General features: G+C 42.3%; 9 protein-coding genes. 7 read left to right on the top strand and 2 right to left on the bottom strand.

Annotation, left to right across the window (positions count from 1 at the left end; translation table 11 throughout):
* Positions 1-87 precede the first annotated feature (87 nt).
* The 5 genes from AC1XUO_RS27880 to AC1XUO_RS27860 all read left to right on the top strand — a co-directional run bounded on the left by AC1XUO_RS27880 (position 88) and on the right by AC1XUO_RS27860 (position 11,658).
* Positions 88-3,165, top strand: coding sequence for a SusC/RagA family TonB-linked outer membrane protein (locus tag AC1XUO_RS27880; RefSeq protein WP_483333123.1), 3,078 nt, complete (start codon positions 88-90; stop codon positions 3,163-3,165).
* 11 nt (positions 3,166-3,176) lie between these two features.
* Positions 3,177-4,823: a RagB/SusD family nutrient uptake outer membrane protein gene (locus tag AC1XUO_RS27875; RefSeq protein ID WP_483333122.1), complete on the top strand. Its 1,647-nt coding sequence runs from the start codon at positions 3,177-3,179 to the stop codon at positions 4,821-4,823.
* Between the two features lie 260 nt (positions 4,824-5,083).
* Positions 5,084-6,934 (top strand): 3-keto-disaccharide hydrolase, encoded by a 1,851-nt coding sequence (locus AC1XUO_RS27870; RefSeq protein ID WP_483333121.1) that lies wholly within the window; start codon positions 5,084-5,086, stop codon positions 6,932-6,934.
* Positions 6,935-6,992: 58 nt separating this feature from the next.
* Positions 6,993-8,930, top strand: coding sequence for a c-type cytochrome (locus tag AC1XUO_RS27865; RefSeq protein WP_483333120.1), 1,938 nt, complete (start codon positions 6,993-6,995; stop codon positions 8,928-8,930).
* A gap of 175 nt (positions 8,931-9,105) precedes the next feature.
* On the top strand, positions 9,106-11,658 hold the full coding sequence (locus tag AC1XUO_RS27860) for an ATP-binding protein (protein WP_483333119.1): 2,553 nt from the start codon (positions 9,106-9,108) through the stop codon (positions 11,656-11,658).
* Here AC1XUO_RS27860 and AC1XUO_RS27855 read toward each other — a convergent pair.
* Both AC1XUO_RS27855 and AC1XUO_RS27850 read right to left on the bottom strand, forming a co-directional pair.
* A complete protein-coding gene (locus AC1XUO_RS27855; protein WP_483333118.1) occupies positions 11,646-13,016 on the bottom strand; it encodes a sigma-54-dependent transcriptional regulator in 1,371 nt (456 codons plus the stop codon). The genes AC1XUO_RS27860 and AC1XUO_RS27855 overlap by 13 nt on opposite strands.
* Before the next feature lie 131 nt (positions 13,017-13,147).
* On the bottom strand, positions 13,148-13,450 hold the full coding sequence (locus AC1XUO_RS27850) for a hypothetical protein (protein WP_483333117.1): 303 nt from the start codon (positions 13,448-13,450) through the stop codon (positions 13,148-13,150).
* 1,577 nt (positions 13,451-15,027) lie between these two features.
* Between AC1XUO_RS27850 and AC1XUO_RS27845 the strand changes: the two genes are divergently transcribed.
* Positions 15,028-15,195: a hypothetical protein gene (locus AC1XUO_RS27845; RefSeq protein WP_483333116.1), complete on the top strand. Its 168-nt coding sequence runs from the start codon at positions 15,028-15,030 to the stop codon at positions 15,193-15,195.
* A gap of 11 nt (positions 15,196-15,206) precedes the next feature.
* Positions 15,207-19,304 carry an Ig-like domain-containing protein gene (locus AC1XUO_RS27840; protein ID WP_483333115.1) on the top strand — a complete coding sequence of 1,366 codons (4,098 nt, stop codon included), beginning with the start codon at positions 15,207-15,209 and terminating at the stop codon, positions 19,302-19,304.
* Positions 19,305-19,329: the final 25 nt, after the last annotated feature.

Here is a 19,329-nt window from a genome sequence, read left to right as displayed (position 1 = left end):
CATGACGATAAAAAATCCAAAACAAAACCAATAAAATACTAAAACGATTTAGCGCCTATTAATTATTCTTAAACACAATTCAGTTTCATGAAAAGAACAGTACTGGTAAATCATTTCAGGCCAAGAAGCGGGAAATTCAGGATGTTATGCCTGGGTTCCCTTTCCCTGGCGTTATGTTTTTCCGCTCCCGCGGCCCATGCAGGAATTGGGAAAAAATCGAATGCTCCGCTGATTACAAAAACCATTTCAGTCGCAGAGATTGAAGTAAAAGGCAGAGTATTAAGTGCGAAGGATAAATCCGGCCTTCCTGGTGTTTCGGTTATTTTGAAAGGAACACAAAAAGGCGTCACTACCGATGTGGAAGGGAATTATACGATCACAGTGAATGGTCCTGAGGACGTCCTGGTTTTTTCTTTCGTAGGAAGTATTACGCAGGAAGTTGCAGTTGGGAATAAATCCGTAATCGACGTTAACCTTGCGGAAAATGCAAAATTGCTGGATGAAGTTGTCGTTGTTGGTTACGGTACGCAGACAAGGGAAAGAACAACTTCTGCCATTGCCAATATCACCTCAGATAATTTCAACAGATCTGGTGCGCGAAATGCAATGGACCTTATTCAGGGAAAAGTTGCCGGTCTTAATATCAACAGAAGCGGCTCAAACCCGAACTCAGGAGTCTCTTTACAGCTTCGCGGGGTAACTTCGCTGACGGGTGGCCTGGCTCCGCTTGTCGTTATCGACGGTATTCCAGGTGGTAATCTTGACCTTTTGCAACAGGATGATGTTGAATCGATCAGTGTTTTGAAAGACGGTTCGGCAGCGGCTATTTATGGTACGCGTGCCAATGGCGGGGTGATTTTGGTTACCACGAAAAAAGGTGCTTCCGGAAGTGCAAAGTTTGATTACAATACCTATTTCAGAAAAGAATACGTCCGCAACCGTCCTGATTTCATGACTGCATCGCAGTATCGCGCTAAAATTGCGGACGGAACAATTCCTGCCAGTGCAGATTACGGCAATACCACCGATGCGTATGATGCTTTGATCAACCACGGAAATCTGAGCCAGAACCACAACCTGGCCATGTCTGGCGGAGGAAAAAATACTACTTACCGCGCGAGTCTTTATTATCAGGATTTGCAGGGAATTGCCAAAGAAAACGGCCGTAAACAATATGGTGGACGTTTGAGCATTATGCAAACCGGCCTGAAAGATCGTTTGACGGCACAAGTCAACCTGGCAACCAACTTCAACAAAGCCAACCTTTTGGGTGGTGGCGGCTGGGAAGGTTCGCTGATCAGAAACCCTACCTTATCGTTCTATAATCCGGACGGAAGTTATTATTTTGAACAAACCAGTACCAATGAAGTTGCCCGGCTGGAACAGGAAACAAATCGTCGCCAGCAGCAAACGACTTCCGCAGATGCGAAAATGAGCCTTCAGATTTTACCTGGCTTGCAAGCTTCGATCTTTGGAGCGGTGCAGAGAGATAGTTATATCGACGGCGCTTACCGCTCACTAGCCTCAGAATTCTCGAAAGAAAATGACGTTTATCCAAACGGAGGTTACGCCAGCAGATCCACCTATTTAAGGAACAACTACACTGTTGAGCCAACAGTTTCTTTTGACAAATCATTTGGTGCGAACCACACGATCAATGCGGTTGGAGGTTACAGCTATCAGTATGCTGTGGAAGAGAGTTTCAATGCCGCCAACTACGGTTTTGTAAATGATATTTTCGAAGAAAACAATCTCGGTGCAGGAAATCAGCTCGTGGCCGGAAAAGCAACAATGGGAAGCGGAAAAGGTGATAATACACTGATCGCTTTTTTTGGACGGGCTAATTATTCTTTCATGGACAAATATCTGGTTTCTTTAATTCTTCGTCATGAAGGTTCTTCCCGTTTCGGGGTGAACAACAAATGGGGAAATTTCCCGGCTGCTTCTGTTGGATGGAACCTGAGTAAGGAGAAATTTATGGAAAACATCAAGTTTGTCAACAGCCTGAAATTACGTGCCGGATTTGGGGTGACAGGAAATCAGGATATTGCAAACTATTCGTCGCTTGTAACTTTGGGAACAGGTGGAGTTTATATCAATCCGGACGGAGAATGGCGCCAAACTTATGGCCCAAACAGAAATCCGAATCCCGATTTGAAGTGGGAACGAAAAAAAGAGTATAACGTTGGGGTTGATTTTGCTGTCTTGAATAAAAGACTGAGCGGATCGCTTGACGTTTTCAAACGCGTAACCAATGACCTGTTGTATGATTATACATCACAGCTTCCTCCATTTGTGCGTGAAACCATTTATACCAACGTCGGCTCGATTTCCAATAAAGGCGTTGAACTTACTTTGAGCGGTGTTGCTATCAAAACAAAAGATTTCAGCTGGAATATCGATGCGACAGGAAGTTATGTAACCAATAGAGCGGACGATCTTTCAAATGATGTATTCAAAGTTGAAGCCATCGCTACCGGAGACATCGGCGGTTATGGTGCACTTGGACAAGCCATGCGTATTGAACAAGGCGGAAAATTGGGTAACTTCTACGGAAAACGTTTTGCCGGATTTACAGATGATGGAAAATGGTTATTCTACAACCGCAACAACGAGAAAGTACGTTTCGATCAGATCAATAATTCTACGGATCCAAATGTATCAGATTTAGCGATTATCGGGAATGCAATTCCTAAGTTCAATGCATCCTTGACGAACAACTTTGCATATAAAAACCTAAGTCTGCGCGTGTTCTTCAGAGGACGTTTTGACTACGATATCCTGAATACGATGGCGCTTTCTTATGCCAACAAAGTTTCGCTTCCAAACAATGTTTTGAACAGCACTTTTGATAAATATGCTCCACTGAATGATACCTACCAGTATTCAGATTACTACCTGGAATCGGGAAGTTTCCTGAAACTTGACGAGATCACATTGAGCTACAATTTCAATTTAAAAAGTGATATCATCCGTTCACTTCGTGTGTATGCGACAGGTTCAAACCTTGCCACATTTACTAAATACACGGGAAATGATCCTGACTTCGTGAACGATACAGGGCTTGGAAAAGAGACAGATGGTCAGCGTCGCCTGGGTATTGACGGCCGAAGTGCTTATGCAAACACCCGTTCATTCTTGGTAGGTCTTAGTTTCGGATTTTAATAGTAATAAAAATGATAAATATTAAGAAAGCATTCAAAATTGCTGCGATGGCTTTGCCATTATTTGCAACAACGGCCTGTACTGATCTTGATGAAAATATTTATGATCAGCTGGTAACCGATAATTTTTACAACAATAAAAACGAAGTTATTTCAGCCGTACTCCGTCCGTATACCCACGCGAACGCCTGGGCTACTCCGGGACAGGATGGCTGGTGGCGTCTGAACGAACTTTCGGCTGATCAGCTTGCCTGGCCCGTAAAAGGTCGTCACGGACAAGACGGTGGAAAGTGGCTTCGCCTGCATTACCATACCTGGACTGCCGATGAAGATGCAGTTTGGGGAGCATGGAGACTGATGTGGTGGGGACTTGGGCTTTGTACAGACCCAATTGAAGCTTTGGAAGGCCGTACTCCGGCATCCATGGGCATTACAGATACTGAAAAAGCGGCTTATGTTTCTGAGCTGAAACTTCTGCGTGCTTTCCATTATCTGAAAATCATGAGTTTGTTTGGTAACATCCCGACAGTAACCAAAGTGGGAGATCCTGTCAGCCCTCCTACGCAGCCGCGTGCCGAGGTTTTCAAGTTTATCGAAAAAGAAATCCTTGACAATGTCAACGCAGCGCCAAAGCTGTCACAAGCGATGATTGGCCGTATGACGCAGGCAGGTGCATACGCCATGTTGGTAGAATTATACCTGAATGCGGAAGCCTGGACAGGAACAGCGCGTTGGGATGATTGCGTTGCAGCTGCAAACAAACTCATCAATGGTGAAGCGGGCGGACTTAACGGCGCGCCAGTTTTGGATGCCAATTTAACGGATACTTACAAACCAGCGAACTTCCAGTCGAAGGAAATTCTTTTCCAACTTGCTTACGAATTTAAAAAAGCAACGTTCCAGCCACAATGGACCAGCGACTTTTTCCACTTCCAGCAACGTTTTATTTATGGTGGTGCGCGTAACGGAAATGATGGAGTTGTGGTAATTCCAGGTGTTTATACGACGTTTAAGGCAACGGATAAGAGAAAGAAAGAATGGATTTTGGAAGGAACGCAGTATCAGTATGCTGATCCTACGAAACCTGTTTTGGCCACAGGTGGAAATGAATATGACAACCAGCCACTGGTTTTTGTTGACAATATCCGTAAAAACAAAACTTTACAGCCTGGTCAGGATCCAAATTCTTTGCCATCTGATATGACGCAGGGTGAAGAAAACAGCGGTGTTCGTTTCAATAAATACAAGTTGGGCGCGCTTGAAGATCCTAATTATAATGGTTCCGACTGGGCAATTTACCGTTTGTCATGGGTGATGTTTGCGAAAGCAGAAGCATTGATGCGTAAAAACGGCAAGGTTGCTACAGCAGAAGCTGTTGAACTGGTTAATCAGGTGAAGCAACGTGCTTATACTGCTGATGCCTGGGCAACTGAGAAATACACGACCTCAACTTTGACGATGGATGAACTATTGGCTGAACGCGGTCGTGAATTTATTTTTGAAGGCTTCCGCCGCGACGACCTGATCCGTTTTGACAAATTCACAACGGCTAGCTGGTGGGATCACAAACCAACAGAATCTTACAAAAAGTTGTTTCCTATCCCGCGCAGACAGATTACGCTTAATGCCAATCTGAAACAAAACGAGGGATATAACTAAGAGTTCATTATTCCTTACGCTTGATTTTTCTTAAAATCCAACGACGGTTCTGTCAGGAACCTGTCGTTGGATTTGTTAATTTCTTTTACTGCGTTTATTGAAAAACAAAACCGTCCCGAATTTTCTCAGGACTTCAATATTAACCGGTTAAAAAATGGATCAGAAAATAATATTCCGCTCAAAAGAAATGTGATTTTCCCGATTCTTATATCGTAATTTGTTCCTCTTTTTAATATAAACCAATTAAGCTTACGTAGAGTATGTTTAAACCTACCCGTTTCTTTTTCAAATTCATCGCCTGGGGTCTGGGAGTGATAGCCGTGCAAACGTCTTTTGCACAGGAAGCTATTCCTTTGAATGATCTCAGCGCATTTACAAACAAGGCTGGCAATTGGAAGATTGTTGGCGACGCCTCTGTTGACATTAGTAAAGTTAATGTTTTAAACACCAAACCTGGTAAAGGAGTTTTAGCGTGTCTGCACGAAAAGGGCAAGTATGGCCAGGAATATGAACTTGTATCAAATTTCAAGCACGGAGACCTTGACCTTGAACTGGATTTCATGCTTACGAAAGAATCTAATTCGGGCATTTATCTTCAGGGAAATTATGAAGTCCAGCTTTTCGATAGCTGGGGTAAAAAAACTGCCAAATACAACGACAACGGAGGAATTTACGAACGTTGGAATGATTCAAAACCAGAAGGTGAAAAAGGTTACGAAGGGTATGCCCCTCGTTTCAATGTTTCAAAAGCACCTGGTTTGTGGCAAAACATCAAGATTTCTTATCAGGCTCCCCGATTTAATTCAGCCGGAAAGAAAATCTCAAATGCTGTCTTTTTGAAAATTATTCTGAATGGAGTTACGATTCATGAAAATGTAGAAGTTAGCGGCCCGACACGTGGTGCTCTGACGGCGGAAGATGTTGCATCCGGACCGTTGCGTATCCAGGGTGACCATGGCTCTTTGGCGATCAAAAACATCACGATCAATAATTTTGATAAAAAGCCGGGAACGTTATCAGACCTGACTTACAAGACTTTTTACGGTACTTTTGATTCTACAGAAGATTTCCTGAAATCGAAACCAGCTGAAACTGGAAAAACGGATGCCATTACCTGGGAGATCCTGAAAGAGAATAATAACTATGCTTACGTTTATAACGGAAAATTCAATGCGGTTACGGCTGGTGAATACAATTTCAGGTTACAGGCAGCCGGAAAAGCATATATCAAAATTGATGGTAAAAACGTTTTACCTGCTGAATCAAAAAACAACAATACTTTCCGGACAGGAAAAGTTGATTTAACCGCAGGATCACATACAATCGAAATTTTCAACAGCAAAACAGAAGGTTACATGAGACCTGGTCTGGCTGTTTGGGTTTCTGGTCCTGGCTTCAGAGAAATTTCTTTGAACACGGCAAGTTCTGTAACAACCGGCGGCGGTGTTGATCCGATTTTGGTAACGGCTCCAACCAATGTGGTTATGCGCAGCTTCATGGATTTCAAAAAAACACCAGCGGCTAAGAATGTTCGTATCGTTCATGCCGTTTCTGTGGGAAGTCCTTCCAATGTACATTATACTTATGACCTTGAAAAAGGTGCTGTATTGCAAGTTTGGCGTGGAGAGTTTCTTGATGCAACGCCGATGTGGCATGACCGAGGTGACGGTTCATCCCGCCCGCGCGGAAGTGTAACACTTTTGAACAATGAAATGCTTTTAGGCAAAGGGAGCGGTCAATCGGCCTGGACGGCAGATACTACCGGAAGCGGTTTCCGTCAGAAAGGTTATACTTTGGATGACACAGATGCTCCGACTTTCAATTATACAGCATTTGGCTCGCCGGTTTCTGATCATCTTTCGGTTGTTGACAACAAATATTTCGAACGTGAAGTGAAAGTTGCAAATCCGGTGAAAGATCTTGTTGCGAGAGTAGCAGAAGGAACGTCTATCGAAAAAGTTTCAGAAGGACTTTACGCGGTTAATAACAAATCTTACTTTATCCAGGTTGCTGACAAATCAGTAAAACCTGAGATCAGAAATGTTAACGGCCAGCAAGAACTGATCATTCCGGTGAAGAATGGTGGGGTTAAGTATGCCATCTTATTCTAATTTAAAGTTACCAAAAGCTCCGGGCCAATCGCTCAGAGCTATAAGCTGATAAATAACAATGAAAAAAATTGCTCAGATAGCATTAATCATTTTGGCGGCCCTGCCGATGGCAAAAGCCCAGGAATCGCCAAAAGAAGAAGATTTCTACAAGATCGTGACACCGCCGATTCCGGAAGGAATTGTGTTGGAAGTAGGTGGACTGACCAGCCTGCCCAACGGATCGTTAGGAATTTCGACACGTCGCGGAGATGTGTGGATCGTAGACAATCCGACAAGCCGTACACCGTATTTCAGAAAATTTGCTACCGGCCTACATGAAGTGCTTGGTCTTGCTTACAAAGACGGTGTTTTATATTGTGCACAACGTGGTGAGCTTACCAAACTGATCGACAAAAACGGTGACGGAAAAGCTGACGTGTACGAAACAGTTTATTCATGGCCATTATCCGGTCACTATCATGAATATTCTTTCGGGCCAAAAGTGGCTCCGGACGGAAGTTTCTTTGTGAGTGGAAACGTAGCTTTTGGTGATGAAGAATGGTGGAGAGGCGAAAGCCGTGTACCTGGCCGTGGATGGATTTTCCGTATCACGCCGGAAGGGAAATTTGAGCCGTATGCCACAGGTGTTCGCTCTCCAGCCGGTATCAGTATGTTGAAAGGTGAACTTTGGTATACAGATAACCAGGGTGACTGGATGGGTACAGGTGGAATTTTTCCTGTAAAAAAAGGTGGTTTCATGGGCCACCCGGCAGGTTTGAAATGGGCAGAACTTCCAAATTCTCCTGTTAAATTAACTGAAAAACAATTCTTCGCTGAACGTGATAACCGTCAGGAAAGAGATGAGAACAACCGTGCGATCAAACCAGAAAACACGCGTAAGGAAGAACCTCAGTTCTTGTATCAGTTGAAAGAAAAATATGATATGGTACAGCTTCCGGCTGTATGGTTGCCTTATGGTGTTCACGGAGTTTCAACTTCTGAATTGATCATGGATGAAACCAACGGAGGTTTTGGTCCATTCACAGGTCAGGTTTTTGTAGGTGACCAGGGACAAAGTAATATCATGCGTATCGTTCTTGAAAAAGTAAAAGGTGAATATCAGGGTGCTTCGATCGGATTCCGCAGCGGTTTCCAGTCAGGTGTTCTGCGTATGGCTTTTGATAAAGACGGTTCAATGTTCGTAGGTGAAACAAACCGCGGATGGGGTTCTGCAGGTGATGCAAACCAAGGTCTGCAGCGTCTGGTTTGGAATGGTAAAATGCCATTTGAAATGTATACCGTGAAAGCGATGCCAGACGGTTTTGAAATCGAGTTCACAATGCCGGTTGACCGTAAATCAGCAGAAGATCTTGATTCTTACAAAGTGAGCAGCTACCTGTACAAACATTATCCGGTATACGGAAGTCCTCCGATCGATACCAAAGATGTAACTGTTAAAGGTGTGAAATTGTCAGAAGATGGCAAAAAAGTAAGAATTGTTCTGGACGGTATGCGTCAGTATTTCGTACACAAAATCGAATTGGCAGGTGTACGCGCTGAAAATAATTACTGGTCACTTGTTCACCCGGATGCTTATTATACTTTGAATAATATTCCTGATGGAGAAAAACTGAAAGCATCTGACTTGAAAACAACAAGATCAGGCAATGCAAAACCTGCCGATGCAGCTCCTGTAAAAGAGCACGTTTCACCGGATGGAAAAGGTAAAGCTCCTGCTCCAGCCAAAACGGCAAAAGCGCCAACATGGGAAGAAGTGAAACCACTTCTTGCTAAAAATACATGTCTGGCCTGCCATGCAATCGACAAAAAAGTTGTTGGCCCTGCTTATGCCGACGTTGCGAAACGTAAATACAGCAATGAAAAAATCGTTGAACTGATTTACGCTCCGAAGCCGGAAAACTGGCCTGATTATTCGACACCAATGGCGCCGATGCCTCAGGTTCCAAAGGCTGAGGCAATGAAAATTGCTGCCTGGATCAATTCTTTGGCAAAATAATTGCTTTGGAAAAATCATTTAAAAAAAAACAGGCCGCTTCTGAAAAGGAGTGGCCTGTTTTTTGCTGGTATAATTGAAATACAACCAATCACCATATCCCATGCCCATGTATCGGGGAATAAACTTTTTTTTCGCAAAATTGCGTTAATAACTAGTAATCATTGGTTTCACATCTATGTCATCTTTACGTAACCGCTCAATTTCCAAGTCTGTCAAAGGCAAAGTGCTTCTGGGTTTTCTGGTGGCATTTATTGCGCTGGCTTCTTCGTGGGTTATCAGTAAACTGGCATTTGAGAATATGGTGGACAAGCTGGAAATACTTTCCACGCCAAATGAAAAATTAAGAATTGTCAACAAGGTTTTTAAAGATATCCTTCAACTGGACCAGTTGCAGAACGCAAGGCCAACAGCGGATCAGCAGGATTCAATTAAACAGCAATTTTTCAACCAATCCGGGCAACTCCAAAGTACATTGGATACATTGAGTTTTCTGTGTCGTGACAGCAAATTACAGGTCAGCAGAATTGATTCAATGAAAATCCTACTGATGGCAAGGGACAGCATTTTTAGCGATTATGTGAAAGTCCGCTCCAAACTGGTTAACAACAAAGCACTTTCGGATGAAGTACATTCCATTTCAGGACTAATTACGACCAAGAAAAAAGCCAGGCCTGACAGTACGATTATTACAACGGAAAGGCGTACAACAACCACAACGACTTATACAGAACCCGTAGTCCCGACCATAGTAGCGGAAGAGAAAAAAGGATTTTTTAATCGTGTATTCGGGTCTAAAAAAACCAAGACACCAGCTCCTATCCCTGTTCCTAAAACGATTCGAAAGGAAGAAGTTACTTCCCATATTGATACGCTTTCCATCGCCCGGGAAGACAGTGTGATTGAGAAAGTCGAAGTCGCGGTTCAGGCGATTGAAAAATCACAACGGATGCGGACCAATAAATTTGTAAGCCGTGAACAGGAACTTACTGCTGCTGGAAATTCTCTGGTCGGCCAGCTTCGCAATGTAATGCAGGAAGTTCAGGGGGAAGTCGTTCGTCAGGTGAGCACGGATGGTTTACAAGTCCAGAATACGGTTGGCGATAGCATCAATATGATCGAATATGTCATGATCGGTTTCTTGTTTTTAACAGCATTGCTTGCTTACCTGATTTTCGCTGACATCACAAAAAGTAATAAATACCGGTACGAACTGGAAGAAGCGAAGGAAGAAGCAGAATATCACAGCATGGCCAAACAACGCTTTTTGTCCAACATGAGTCATGAAATCCGAACGCCTCTGCAATCCATTATTGGCTACACCGAAGCTTTAAGCAAAGACGAGAAACCAAAAAAAGAAGACCTTGAAACGCTTCACTCTGCCTCAGAACATTTGCTTTACCTGGTTAATGAAGTCCTCGATTACAGCCGAATTATTTCCGACCAGTTTACTTTCGAAGAAAGGACTTTTGCCATCACGCCACTTCTGAATGAAGTTATAAAAATGTTGCGTCCGACTGCCTCTTCTAAGTCTCTGACCTTATCGCTGGAAAATGGATTAGAGCCTGATGCATATCTACTTGGAGATCCATTTCGTCTGCGGCAGATCCTGTATAATCTTTTGACAAATGCGATCAAATTTACTGAAAGTGGTGAAGTCAGGTTGACGACTAGCAGCGTGGAGTCTGATGGAAAAATTTTAGTAAAATTTGAAGTGACAGATACCGGTATTGGTCTATCAAAAGAACAGATGCATCGCGTTTTTAACCAGTTTGAACAGGCTGACCCTTCCATCGCAAGAAGATTTGGTGGGAGTGGTTTGGGTTTAAGTATTGTAAAAGCACTGGTTGCCGGCATGGGTGGAAATATCAAAGTTTCCAGTGAATTGAACAAAGGGACTACTTTTACAGTTGACCTGTCGTTTGAAAAAGCTAGCACTCCTTTGAACCAAACAGATGACTTAAGCGATAAACAATACCAGATCAGCGGCAAGATATGGCTTGTGGACGACGATGCATTCATATTAAAATGGTGCGCCTCTATTTTAGCATCACATCATATACCTCATGAAAGTTTTTCATCTGCTGAGGCCGTATTGAGTACAGAGTGGGATAGTGACGTAAGAGTCGTGCTAACGGATATGCGTATGCCAGGCATGAATGGCGGTGAGTTGTGTATGCGACTTAGAAAAATTGTCCCTTCCTTTGTTAAGATTTATGTGCTGACTGCGCAAGCCTTGCCGGAAGAACAAGTCAAATTAATGGAAATGGGTTTCGATGGAATTTTGATGAAGCCATTCCATTCTCACGAATTACTGGATTTGTTGCAAAAGAATTCGGATGCTAATAAAATCGTCATTTCGAAAAAATCTTCTGATGAGGATTCTGATGAACTTGATTTGAGTGTTCTTCAGGAGATGACCTTTGGTGACGAGGTGCTTTTGAAAGAAATTCTGGAACAGTTCGTAAAAGATACCAGATATGATCTGGACAAACTCAGAAATGAAATTGAGAAAGACGAAAGAGAAAATATACCCGAGATTGCTCATAAATTATCCGGAAGAATAGGCCAGGTAGGTGCATCATCCCTGTCGTCCACATTTAGGAAATTTGAGATATCTCTTCGTGAAGATCCTGAAAGTATCTCAAAAAATGAATTGGAATCTGCCATATCTCAGACAGATTCCCTCATTGAACATATTGATGAAAAAATATTTTCTTACTCGATATGATACTTTTCGATTTTGTAATAAAGCGTTTTGCGGTCGATGTTCAGTAGCTTGGCAGCTTTACTTTTGTTGTAACGCACGTCCTGCAAAACCTTCTCGATCATTTCTTTTTCATGCGTTTCCTGCAATAATTTTAGATCAGAACCACTGGCGACTGCTGGTTTTGCAGCAATACTTTCCATTGATGTAATCATTTCCTGCGGCAATGCTTTAAGATCGGCGGTTTCTTCCTTTGAAAGCAATACAAGTCTTTTGATTACATTGTTAAGTTCGCGCAGGTTACCGGGCCAGTCGTATTTCATAAAAATATCCATAACTTCTTTCGATAGCTGGCGGACATTTTTTTCAAGTTCTTCATTTGCCTTATCAACAAAATGCTGTATAAAAACGGCAAGATCTTCTCCCCTCTCTCTAAGCGCCGGAACCTGAATTTTGAACTCATTTAAACGGTGGTACAAATCTTCCCGGAAGTCGCCATTTGAGGAAATCGTCAGCAAATCTTCATTCGTGGCTGCAATCAGCCTGACGTCAACCTTTACAGGCTGGGTACTTCCGATAGGTACCACAATCCTCTCCTGTAATGCCCGTAGCAGTTTTATTTGCACATCATATCCAAGATTTCCAATTTCATCCAGAAACAAAGTTCCGCCATCAGCAGCTTCAAACTGCCCAATTTTATCGCTTAATGCGCCCGTAAAAGCACCTTTTTTATGTCCGAAAAGTTCACTTGCCGCCAGGTCTTTCGACAAAGACCCACAGTCAATAGCCACAAAAGGGCCATCAGCACGCTTGCTTAATCTATGGATTGATTTGGCAACATGTTCTTTGCCTGTCCCGCTTTCTCCCTGGATAATTACCGACATATCCGTTGGCGCTACCAGACGAACGTATTCATACAATTGCTTAGAAATTTTACTATTACCTTCAATGAAATCAAGCGACTGTTTTTCTGGTTTTTTATTAATCGTTTTAACAGAAACTTCTGTTTTCCTGTTTAGTGCTTCTTTTAAAACCATAAGCAACTCTTCCGGATTAACAGGCTTTGTTATATAATCGAACGCTCCGCTTTGCATCGCATTTACGGCAGTTCTGATATCATTAAAACTTGTCATAATCAACGCAGGCGTCCGGTTACCTTCTTCACGCAGGGACTTTAAAAGATCCAGAGAATTGCCATCCGGAAGACGATAATCCAGCATAAATACTGCAAAATCATCTGATGCGCCGGCCTTTGAACGAATGGCATCCCTGGCACCGGCTATTGTTGAGCAAACCTGTACTGCATGGCCATGCTTACCAAGAAAGTTACTTAGCAATTTGGAAAATGTAGTATCGTCTTCAACAAGAAGCAAATGGGCCATAAGGGCAAAATAAATTAGTGATTAGAAAAATATCCGTAAGTTAACGATTTACGAGAATACAAAATTGCAAAATTTAACGCCAAAAAGCGGGAGAAATCTACGGCTTTTTGGCGTTAAATGATTAATTCTTTCTATTCTACCTTCCTGCCATCCTTGTCGAGGTTTATTTTGGCAGTTTCGCTTCCGTTTTTAAGAGATATTTCGAAGAATTGCGTCTTATCTTCTTTTGTAATAATGAAGGCCTCAGTTATTTCCCATCCTGCATAAACGTCAGTCTCCAAGGTCGTCTTAATAGGCTGTGGCAGATCTTCCGGTTTAACCGAAACCTTGTCTTGTACAACAGATTCTATAAAAAAGCCATTTGTAGAACTATTTGCCTTCGGGCTAGCTATTACAATTGCTACGAGAATTAAAATGTTCCTTATATTTTTCATATTTTCTTATGACTTATTGTGGATACTGAATTCTTAAAATAGATGATGAATAACGATCAAAAGACATGCCAAAGCTAGTCAAATCATAACCATTATATAAATAAAAAAACAAAAAATAACAATATTTGATTAAATACGGTACGATTGATTTTCTATTCAGTATTAAAGAGTCTTCACACTGATTTATTCAACATTATGGTTGACATTCAAAAGGATGACAATGGTTTCTTAAAGGAAAATTTAAATTTTTTTTCTTTTAAGAAACTGGTAAAAATCTAAATTGTTTATATATTTACGACGAAGTTCTTTGGTAGTATAATGTAGTATAAGTATTACAAACTTAATCTAGTCAATTTTTGACGTTCAATGAAGTATTCCAGTTCATTTAAATAATATTCCCGATAGAACAACCTTTACTCAACGTTATATAAGTTTTTAAGGGGAGAACCACTAAATCAATGATTTTATGGTTCTCCCTTTTTTATTCCCGAACTCAGGATTTTTCTAATCTGCCTATCCTTGTCTCTGAATCATAGCCAACTTACCTCCACAAGATTCGACGTCTTGAACCGAATAGTAACTAATCATTGAAGCTATTATTATGCCGAAAAATAAGTTTTTCTACGCGATGTAAATTAATTTCTATAAAAATAGAAACTAATATTTGTTAAGTGTAGAAACTTTACTATGTTTATGATAGGAAAGCCTTTTGGCTCGAAGGAGCTTTTGCAGCAAACACTTTTATAGATTTATTAGACCATGAAAAATTTGAAATATATGACAGATCTTTTAAAAAGGCAGATTTAGTAACCTAAATGCGCTATTACTTGCTTGCATCCTTACCCCTCAGAAGATTATCCTTTACTCAGTACTTTTCGGCTTGTGTCATCTGACCTGTTGCTATTCCGGCAATACAGTCCGCAGTTATTAACAAGTTGGCTTTCGTTCATAGGTAAATGGTATAAATATTATCATCTGATAAAATAATTAAAGGTTGCCTTAAAATTGATTAATTTTCAAGAAACAAAGTATTGGAATGTAATAGTGGATTTCGAATTAATAGCTAAGAAATATTTCTCACCATATATAGTACATTTTATGAAAAGCACACCACTACTCTTATTCTCGCATAAACAGGTCAACTGTGAGCAGCGGTTCGACTATTTTGAATCGACATATCCCTGTCTCCAATGCTGCTCACCTCCGCTTCACATCGCTTAGGAAGTTTTCAGTAACAAATTCTAATAATCCATACCAGATTTGAATGTCAATCAAATCATGGACAGGAAGATTACGCGCTAACCATTCAGCAAATATTTCTCACCATACATATTGCATTTTATGAAAAACACACCACTACTTTTTTACGCTCACAAGCACCAGTCCGGCTACGGATTAGAGACATTTCCATGTCTACATTGCTGCTCGCCCCCAGCTAATTTAGGCTAGACAGATCAAAGTCACCATTTACACCAATTCGTAACAGGTTTGAATATTGTTCAAATCATGGACAGGAAACTTATGCGCTGACTAATAACGATTTTACTAAATATTTCTCACTATAAATTCAATTCCTGATGAAAATTTCTACTGACAATACCTGCCAGGGCCATTTGCCTTATCCTTCACCTGACCGAGCAACGCTTCACAAATGTCAACCGGACGGATTTAAAACCCCTACTAACAGCGGTGCGCGATTTATTGCTTTCAGTTATCAACAGTCTATCACACTACGAACATTCTAATTTAAATAGTCATGGTATCACATATTCCTGAAACGGTTTTTAAAAAAAACACGTTTCTCATCTGCTGTATAGCTGTTATATGCTATTTTGCCTCAAATTTTCAGGCTTTGGCACAACAAGCCAATCTTCCATTAAATCCGACGACATCGACACCCTGGGTGAACGGTTCAACGCCAAGCTTCACAGTTACGCAGACGAATACTTCCCCTGGGTTAAGCTTCTGGACTTCCGCTTCAAGAGCAATCGACAATAATTTGTCGCAGCCAGCGAGCGGAACCATTGTTGTAGGTGGTTCCCTAACCATGTTAGTGGCCGATGCAAACACTTACCAGGCGGGAAATTTCGCAGGTTTTTTGATAAGAAATACGTCATTACTCGGTCTCGCTGTACTTAATGGGATCACGATCAGAACATATCTGGACGGTACATTACGCGAAACCAGCACTTCGGCAAGCTTATTAGGTCTGAGTTCATCTCTGGTTTCAGATGCGACTGAGGTTGGTATTTACACAACGTTAAGTTATAACCAGGTAGAGATTACAATTGCTAGTCCGCTAGGTCTTATTACCACATACGATGTTTTTTATGCGCTGCAAAGAGCTTACACAGCAGGCCCTTCCTTAGTTTGTAACACTGCCACTGCTGTAAATTATCCGGAATATCCCGTAATCGTTTCTCCTGAAAGAACAACCACTACCGGCCTTGGCACATTGGCAAATACCGGAAATGCGGTTGACGCAACCACTTCAAATGCTGCAAGCTTATCAGTGACTGGAATTGGAAGCGCTTCTTTATCCATTAGGGACCAAGTAACGGATTATCCGGCGCAGACATTTGCAGGCTTTGAAATTGAAAATTCTACGTTGCTTAATCTTGGCGTGTTTGACAATATCACGCTCACAACATATTTGAACGGAGCGGAGCAGGAGACAAAAACGGCTGACAATGGTCTGTTATCTGTTGGATTACTAACCGGTGCCGGCAGACAGCGGGTAGGTTTTGTTAGTACGCTTCCCTTTGATGAAGTCCAAATTACCATTGCTGCCACCCTGAGCGTAAATCTTGGTGCTACATCAGTTTACAGTGCTGTATTCCAGACTTTCTGTGATGGCGTTGCACTATCCTGTAATACGCCTACTGCGCTTACCAGCCCAAGTTATCCTGTCATCATCAGTACACCTAACACTGGGGTTGACGCAGCAGTTTGTGCTAATTGCCAGGTTACAAATACCGGTAACTTAATTGATGGAGATCCAGCCAATCATACTGATATTGTGCTAACCGCAGCGGTTGGGGTAAGTGGTTCAGTCGCAGTTAAAAGTGTACAGCAGTCCTATCCGGCCGGAACCTTTACAGGGTTTGATATCAACAACCCAAGTATCATCGGGGTAAACGCTTTAAGTGGATTAAGAATTCAGACTTATCTGAACGGTGTGGCAACAAGTGATGTTTTTGGCAATGGAAGCTTATTGTCCGTTGGAGCTCCGCTTTTAAGTGGGTCTGGCAGGCAGACGATTGGTTTTGTCGCTACTCAAGAATTTGACGAAGTTAAATTGACTGTGGACCAGACCGCCGGGTTGACCGTTGGAACCACCGAGGTTTATGGAGCAGTCTTTACGACGTTCTGTACAGGAACTCCACTGGAATGTAACACACTTACTGCAGTTACAAATCCTGATTTTCCGGTTTACATTGATGGAAGAAATACAGGAATAACTTCACCTGCCTGCGTTGCATGTACAATTAACAATTCCGGAAATGTGATTGATGGCGATGCTAACAATGCAGCTACGATCGTGTTGACAGCAGGTGTTGCTAGCTCTGCTGACTTTGCAGTTGCAGACGCGCTCAACACTTACGCTGCAAATTCATTTGCTGGCTTTGATGTAGAAACCACTACGTTACTTTCCGCGGGTGCGCTGAGCAGTGCTACCATATCGCTTTACAATAACGGAACTTTGGTGCAGACCGGAACCGGAAATGCGCTGATCGTGGGAGCAGCGACATCTTTGCTAACCGGATCAAGCCGCCAGGTTGTAGGGATTGTTGCGAACCAGGATTACGACGAAGTAAAAATAACCTTCACGCAGCTGGTCGGTGCCGATCTCGGCAATATCAGAATTTATGGAGCCATCTTTGATCAATTGTGCCAGGGAACTATCGCCTGCAACAATAGCTACTTCCTTACGCAACCAGATTTCCCCGTCGTTATTGATGCGGCGAAAACAGGTATTTCTGGTGTCGCATGTGTAGGCTGCTCAGTTAGTGACCCATGGAACGTAATCTCTTCAAGCAACTCTGATTTCTCTCGTGTGACCCTTGTTGCAAATGTTGGAGCCTCTGCTGCAATTTCAGTAGTTGATCCAATTTCAACTTATCCGATTGGTACTGCTGCCGGGTTCGTTATCAGAAATGTTAACAGCATTGCGCAAGTGGATCTTTTGAATTCCATTACCATTCAGACTTACAATAACGGCGTTTTACAGGAATCCAGGACGGGCGCAGCATTACTCAACCTTGAATTATTGAACATAATTACAATTGGCGTTGGCACCCAGATTAATCCAAGTTTTGTCACCACCCAGGCTTTCGATGAGGTACGAATTGTCTTTACAGCACTGGCAGACGTCATTAATGTTGTTGACGTATTTGGTGCATTTATTGACACAAGAACATCAGTTGGCGGAGGCGCTTTGAGTTGTAATGCGATCAAAAATCCAGACTTTGCCGCTACACAAATAAATGTTCCGGTATCTGCAAGTGTGGGGACAAACGATGTTTTACCAGCAGGCAGCACCTATGGTCCGACAGCAACAGCTGCTCCGGGAAATCCGGCAGGTGCTAATCTGATATTGAATACAGATGGAACTTATACTTTCACAGCTACGACAATAGGAATATACACCTACGATGTTCCCGTTTGTATTCCCGAAACTCCTTGTACAAATGTGCCATTGGTCATCACCGTTAAAAATCCGCTTGTGGATACCAATATTCCATTCGCCAATTTTGATATAGCACTTGTGACAGGCGCTGCTTCTGCACCGGAACAAGTCGTGATCAATGTTAAAGCAAATGATGGCGTTGGAAACAAGAACGGAATATTAGGAGATCCTACACCAACTACCCCTTCAAATGGAACGGTATCAGTATCAGGTGGAAATATTATTTACACGCCTAATGCAGGATACTATGGCCCGGACATGTTCACGTATTCAGTCTGCGAAACTCCATCAGGGTTGTGTACAACTACCTCGGTTTACATTTCCGTGAGAGAGCCTAACGCTGCAAATGCAACATCTGCAACGGATGACTACTTTAATTCTGAAATTGGTATCACATCCACAGGGAACGTTTCCGTTAATGACATCGATCCTAACGGTAATGACAATGTGGTCTCGCCGCAAAGTATCACCAACGGTTCAGGAACATTCACATTGTTATCCGATGGAAGTTTCACCTTTGTTCCAGCCACAGGATTTACCGGCCCGGTAAATTTCGAATATACGACATGTGACAACGGTACGCCATCAGCCTGTGCTACTGCGACGCTTCATTTGCTTGTGGATCCAACAGTTCCGCTACCTGTCACACTTACGTCTTTCACCGTGGCAAAAGAAGGACAGACAACTTTGCTAAACTGGGCGACAACCACAGAAACCAACAGTGACCGTTTCGAAATAGAACGCAGCCAGAATGGTAAACAATGGGGTATGATCGGAACTAAGAGATCGAATGGTGAGAGTACGTCAATCAAAAACTATAATTTTATTGACAGCGAACCTCTCAACGGCGAAAATCTTTACCGTCTGAAAATGGTCGACCGCGACGGCACTTTTGCTTACAGTCGTATTGAGTCAATCAGCTTTGAGGGCCTGTCAGCATCGTTTTATCCGAATCCGGTCGCAGAGAAGCTTATCATTAAAACAACTGATTTCACTCTGGTTAAGAGCGTATCGATCTTTGACGCCAGCGGCAGAGCTGTTTATCAGTCCTCTTCTGTTCCGAGCAAAGAAATCAATGTTCAGAATTTGCCATCGGGACTTTATCTTGTGCAAATGATTCGTACCAACGGGACAGTGATCACTAGTAAAATTGTGAAAAAATAAAACTCAGGTTTTCAATTAAATACAA

This window comes from Dyadobacter sp. HNCC25DJ186, from assembly GCF_056895235.1.
The sequence above is the reverse complement of the archived record's forward strand: the minus strand, read 5'-3'. Positions and strand labels throughout refer to the sequence as shown.

Excerpts from the sequence above, each read along its gene's own strand:
- AC1XUO_RS27880 (WP_483333123.1), top strand. The coding sequence starts at position 88 with ATGAAAAGAACAGTACTGGTAAATCATTTCAGGCCAAGAAGCGGGAAA.
- AC1XUO_RS27875 (WP_483333122.1), top strand. The coding sequence starts at position 3,177 with ATGATAAATATTAAGAAAGCATTCAAAATTGCTGCGATGGCTTTGCCA.
- AC1XUO_RS27870 (WP_483333121.1), top strand. The coding sequence starts at position 5,084 with ATGTTTAAACCTACCCGTTTCTTTTTCAAATTCATCGCCTGGGGTCTG.
- AC1XUO_RS27865 (WP_483333120.1), top strand. The coding sequence starts at position 6,993 with ATGAAAAAAATTGCTCAGATAGCATTAATCATTTTGGCGGCCCTGCCG.
- AC1XUO_RS27860 (WP_483333119.1), top strand. The coding sequence starts at position 9,106 with ATGTCATCTTTACGTAACCGCTCAATTTCCAAGTCTGTCAAAGGCAAA.
- AC1XUO_RS27855 (WP_483333118.1), bottom strand. The coding sequence starts at position 13,016 with ATGGCCCATTTGCTTCTTGTTGAAGACGATACTACATTTTCCAAATTG.
- AC1XUO_RS27850 (WP_483333117.1), bottom strand. The coding sequence starts at position 13,450 with ATGAAAAATATAAGGAACATTTTAATTCTCGTAGCAATTGTAATAGCT.
- AC1XUO_RS27845 (WP_483333116.1), top strand. The coding sequence starts at position 15,028 with ATGAAAATTTCTACTGACAATACCTGCCAGGGCCATTTGCCTTATCCT.
- AC1XUO_RS27840 (WP_483333115.1), top strand. The coding sequence starts at position 15,207 with ATGGTATCACATATTCCTGAAACGGTTTTTAAAAAAAACACGTTTCTC.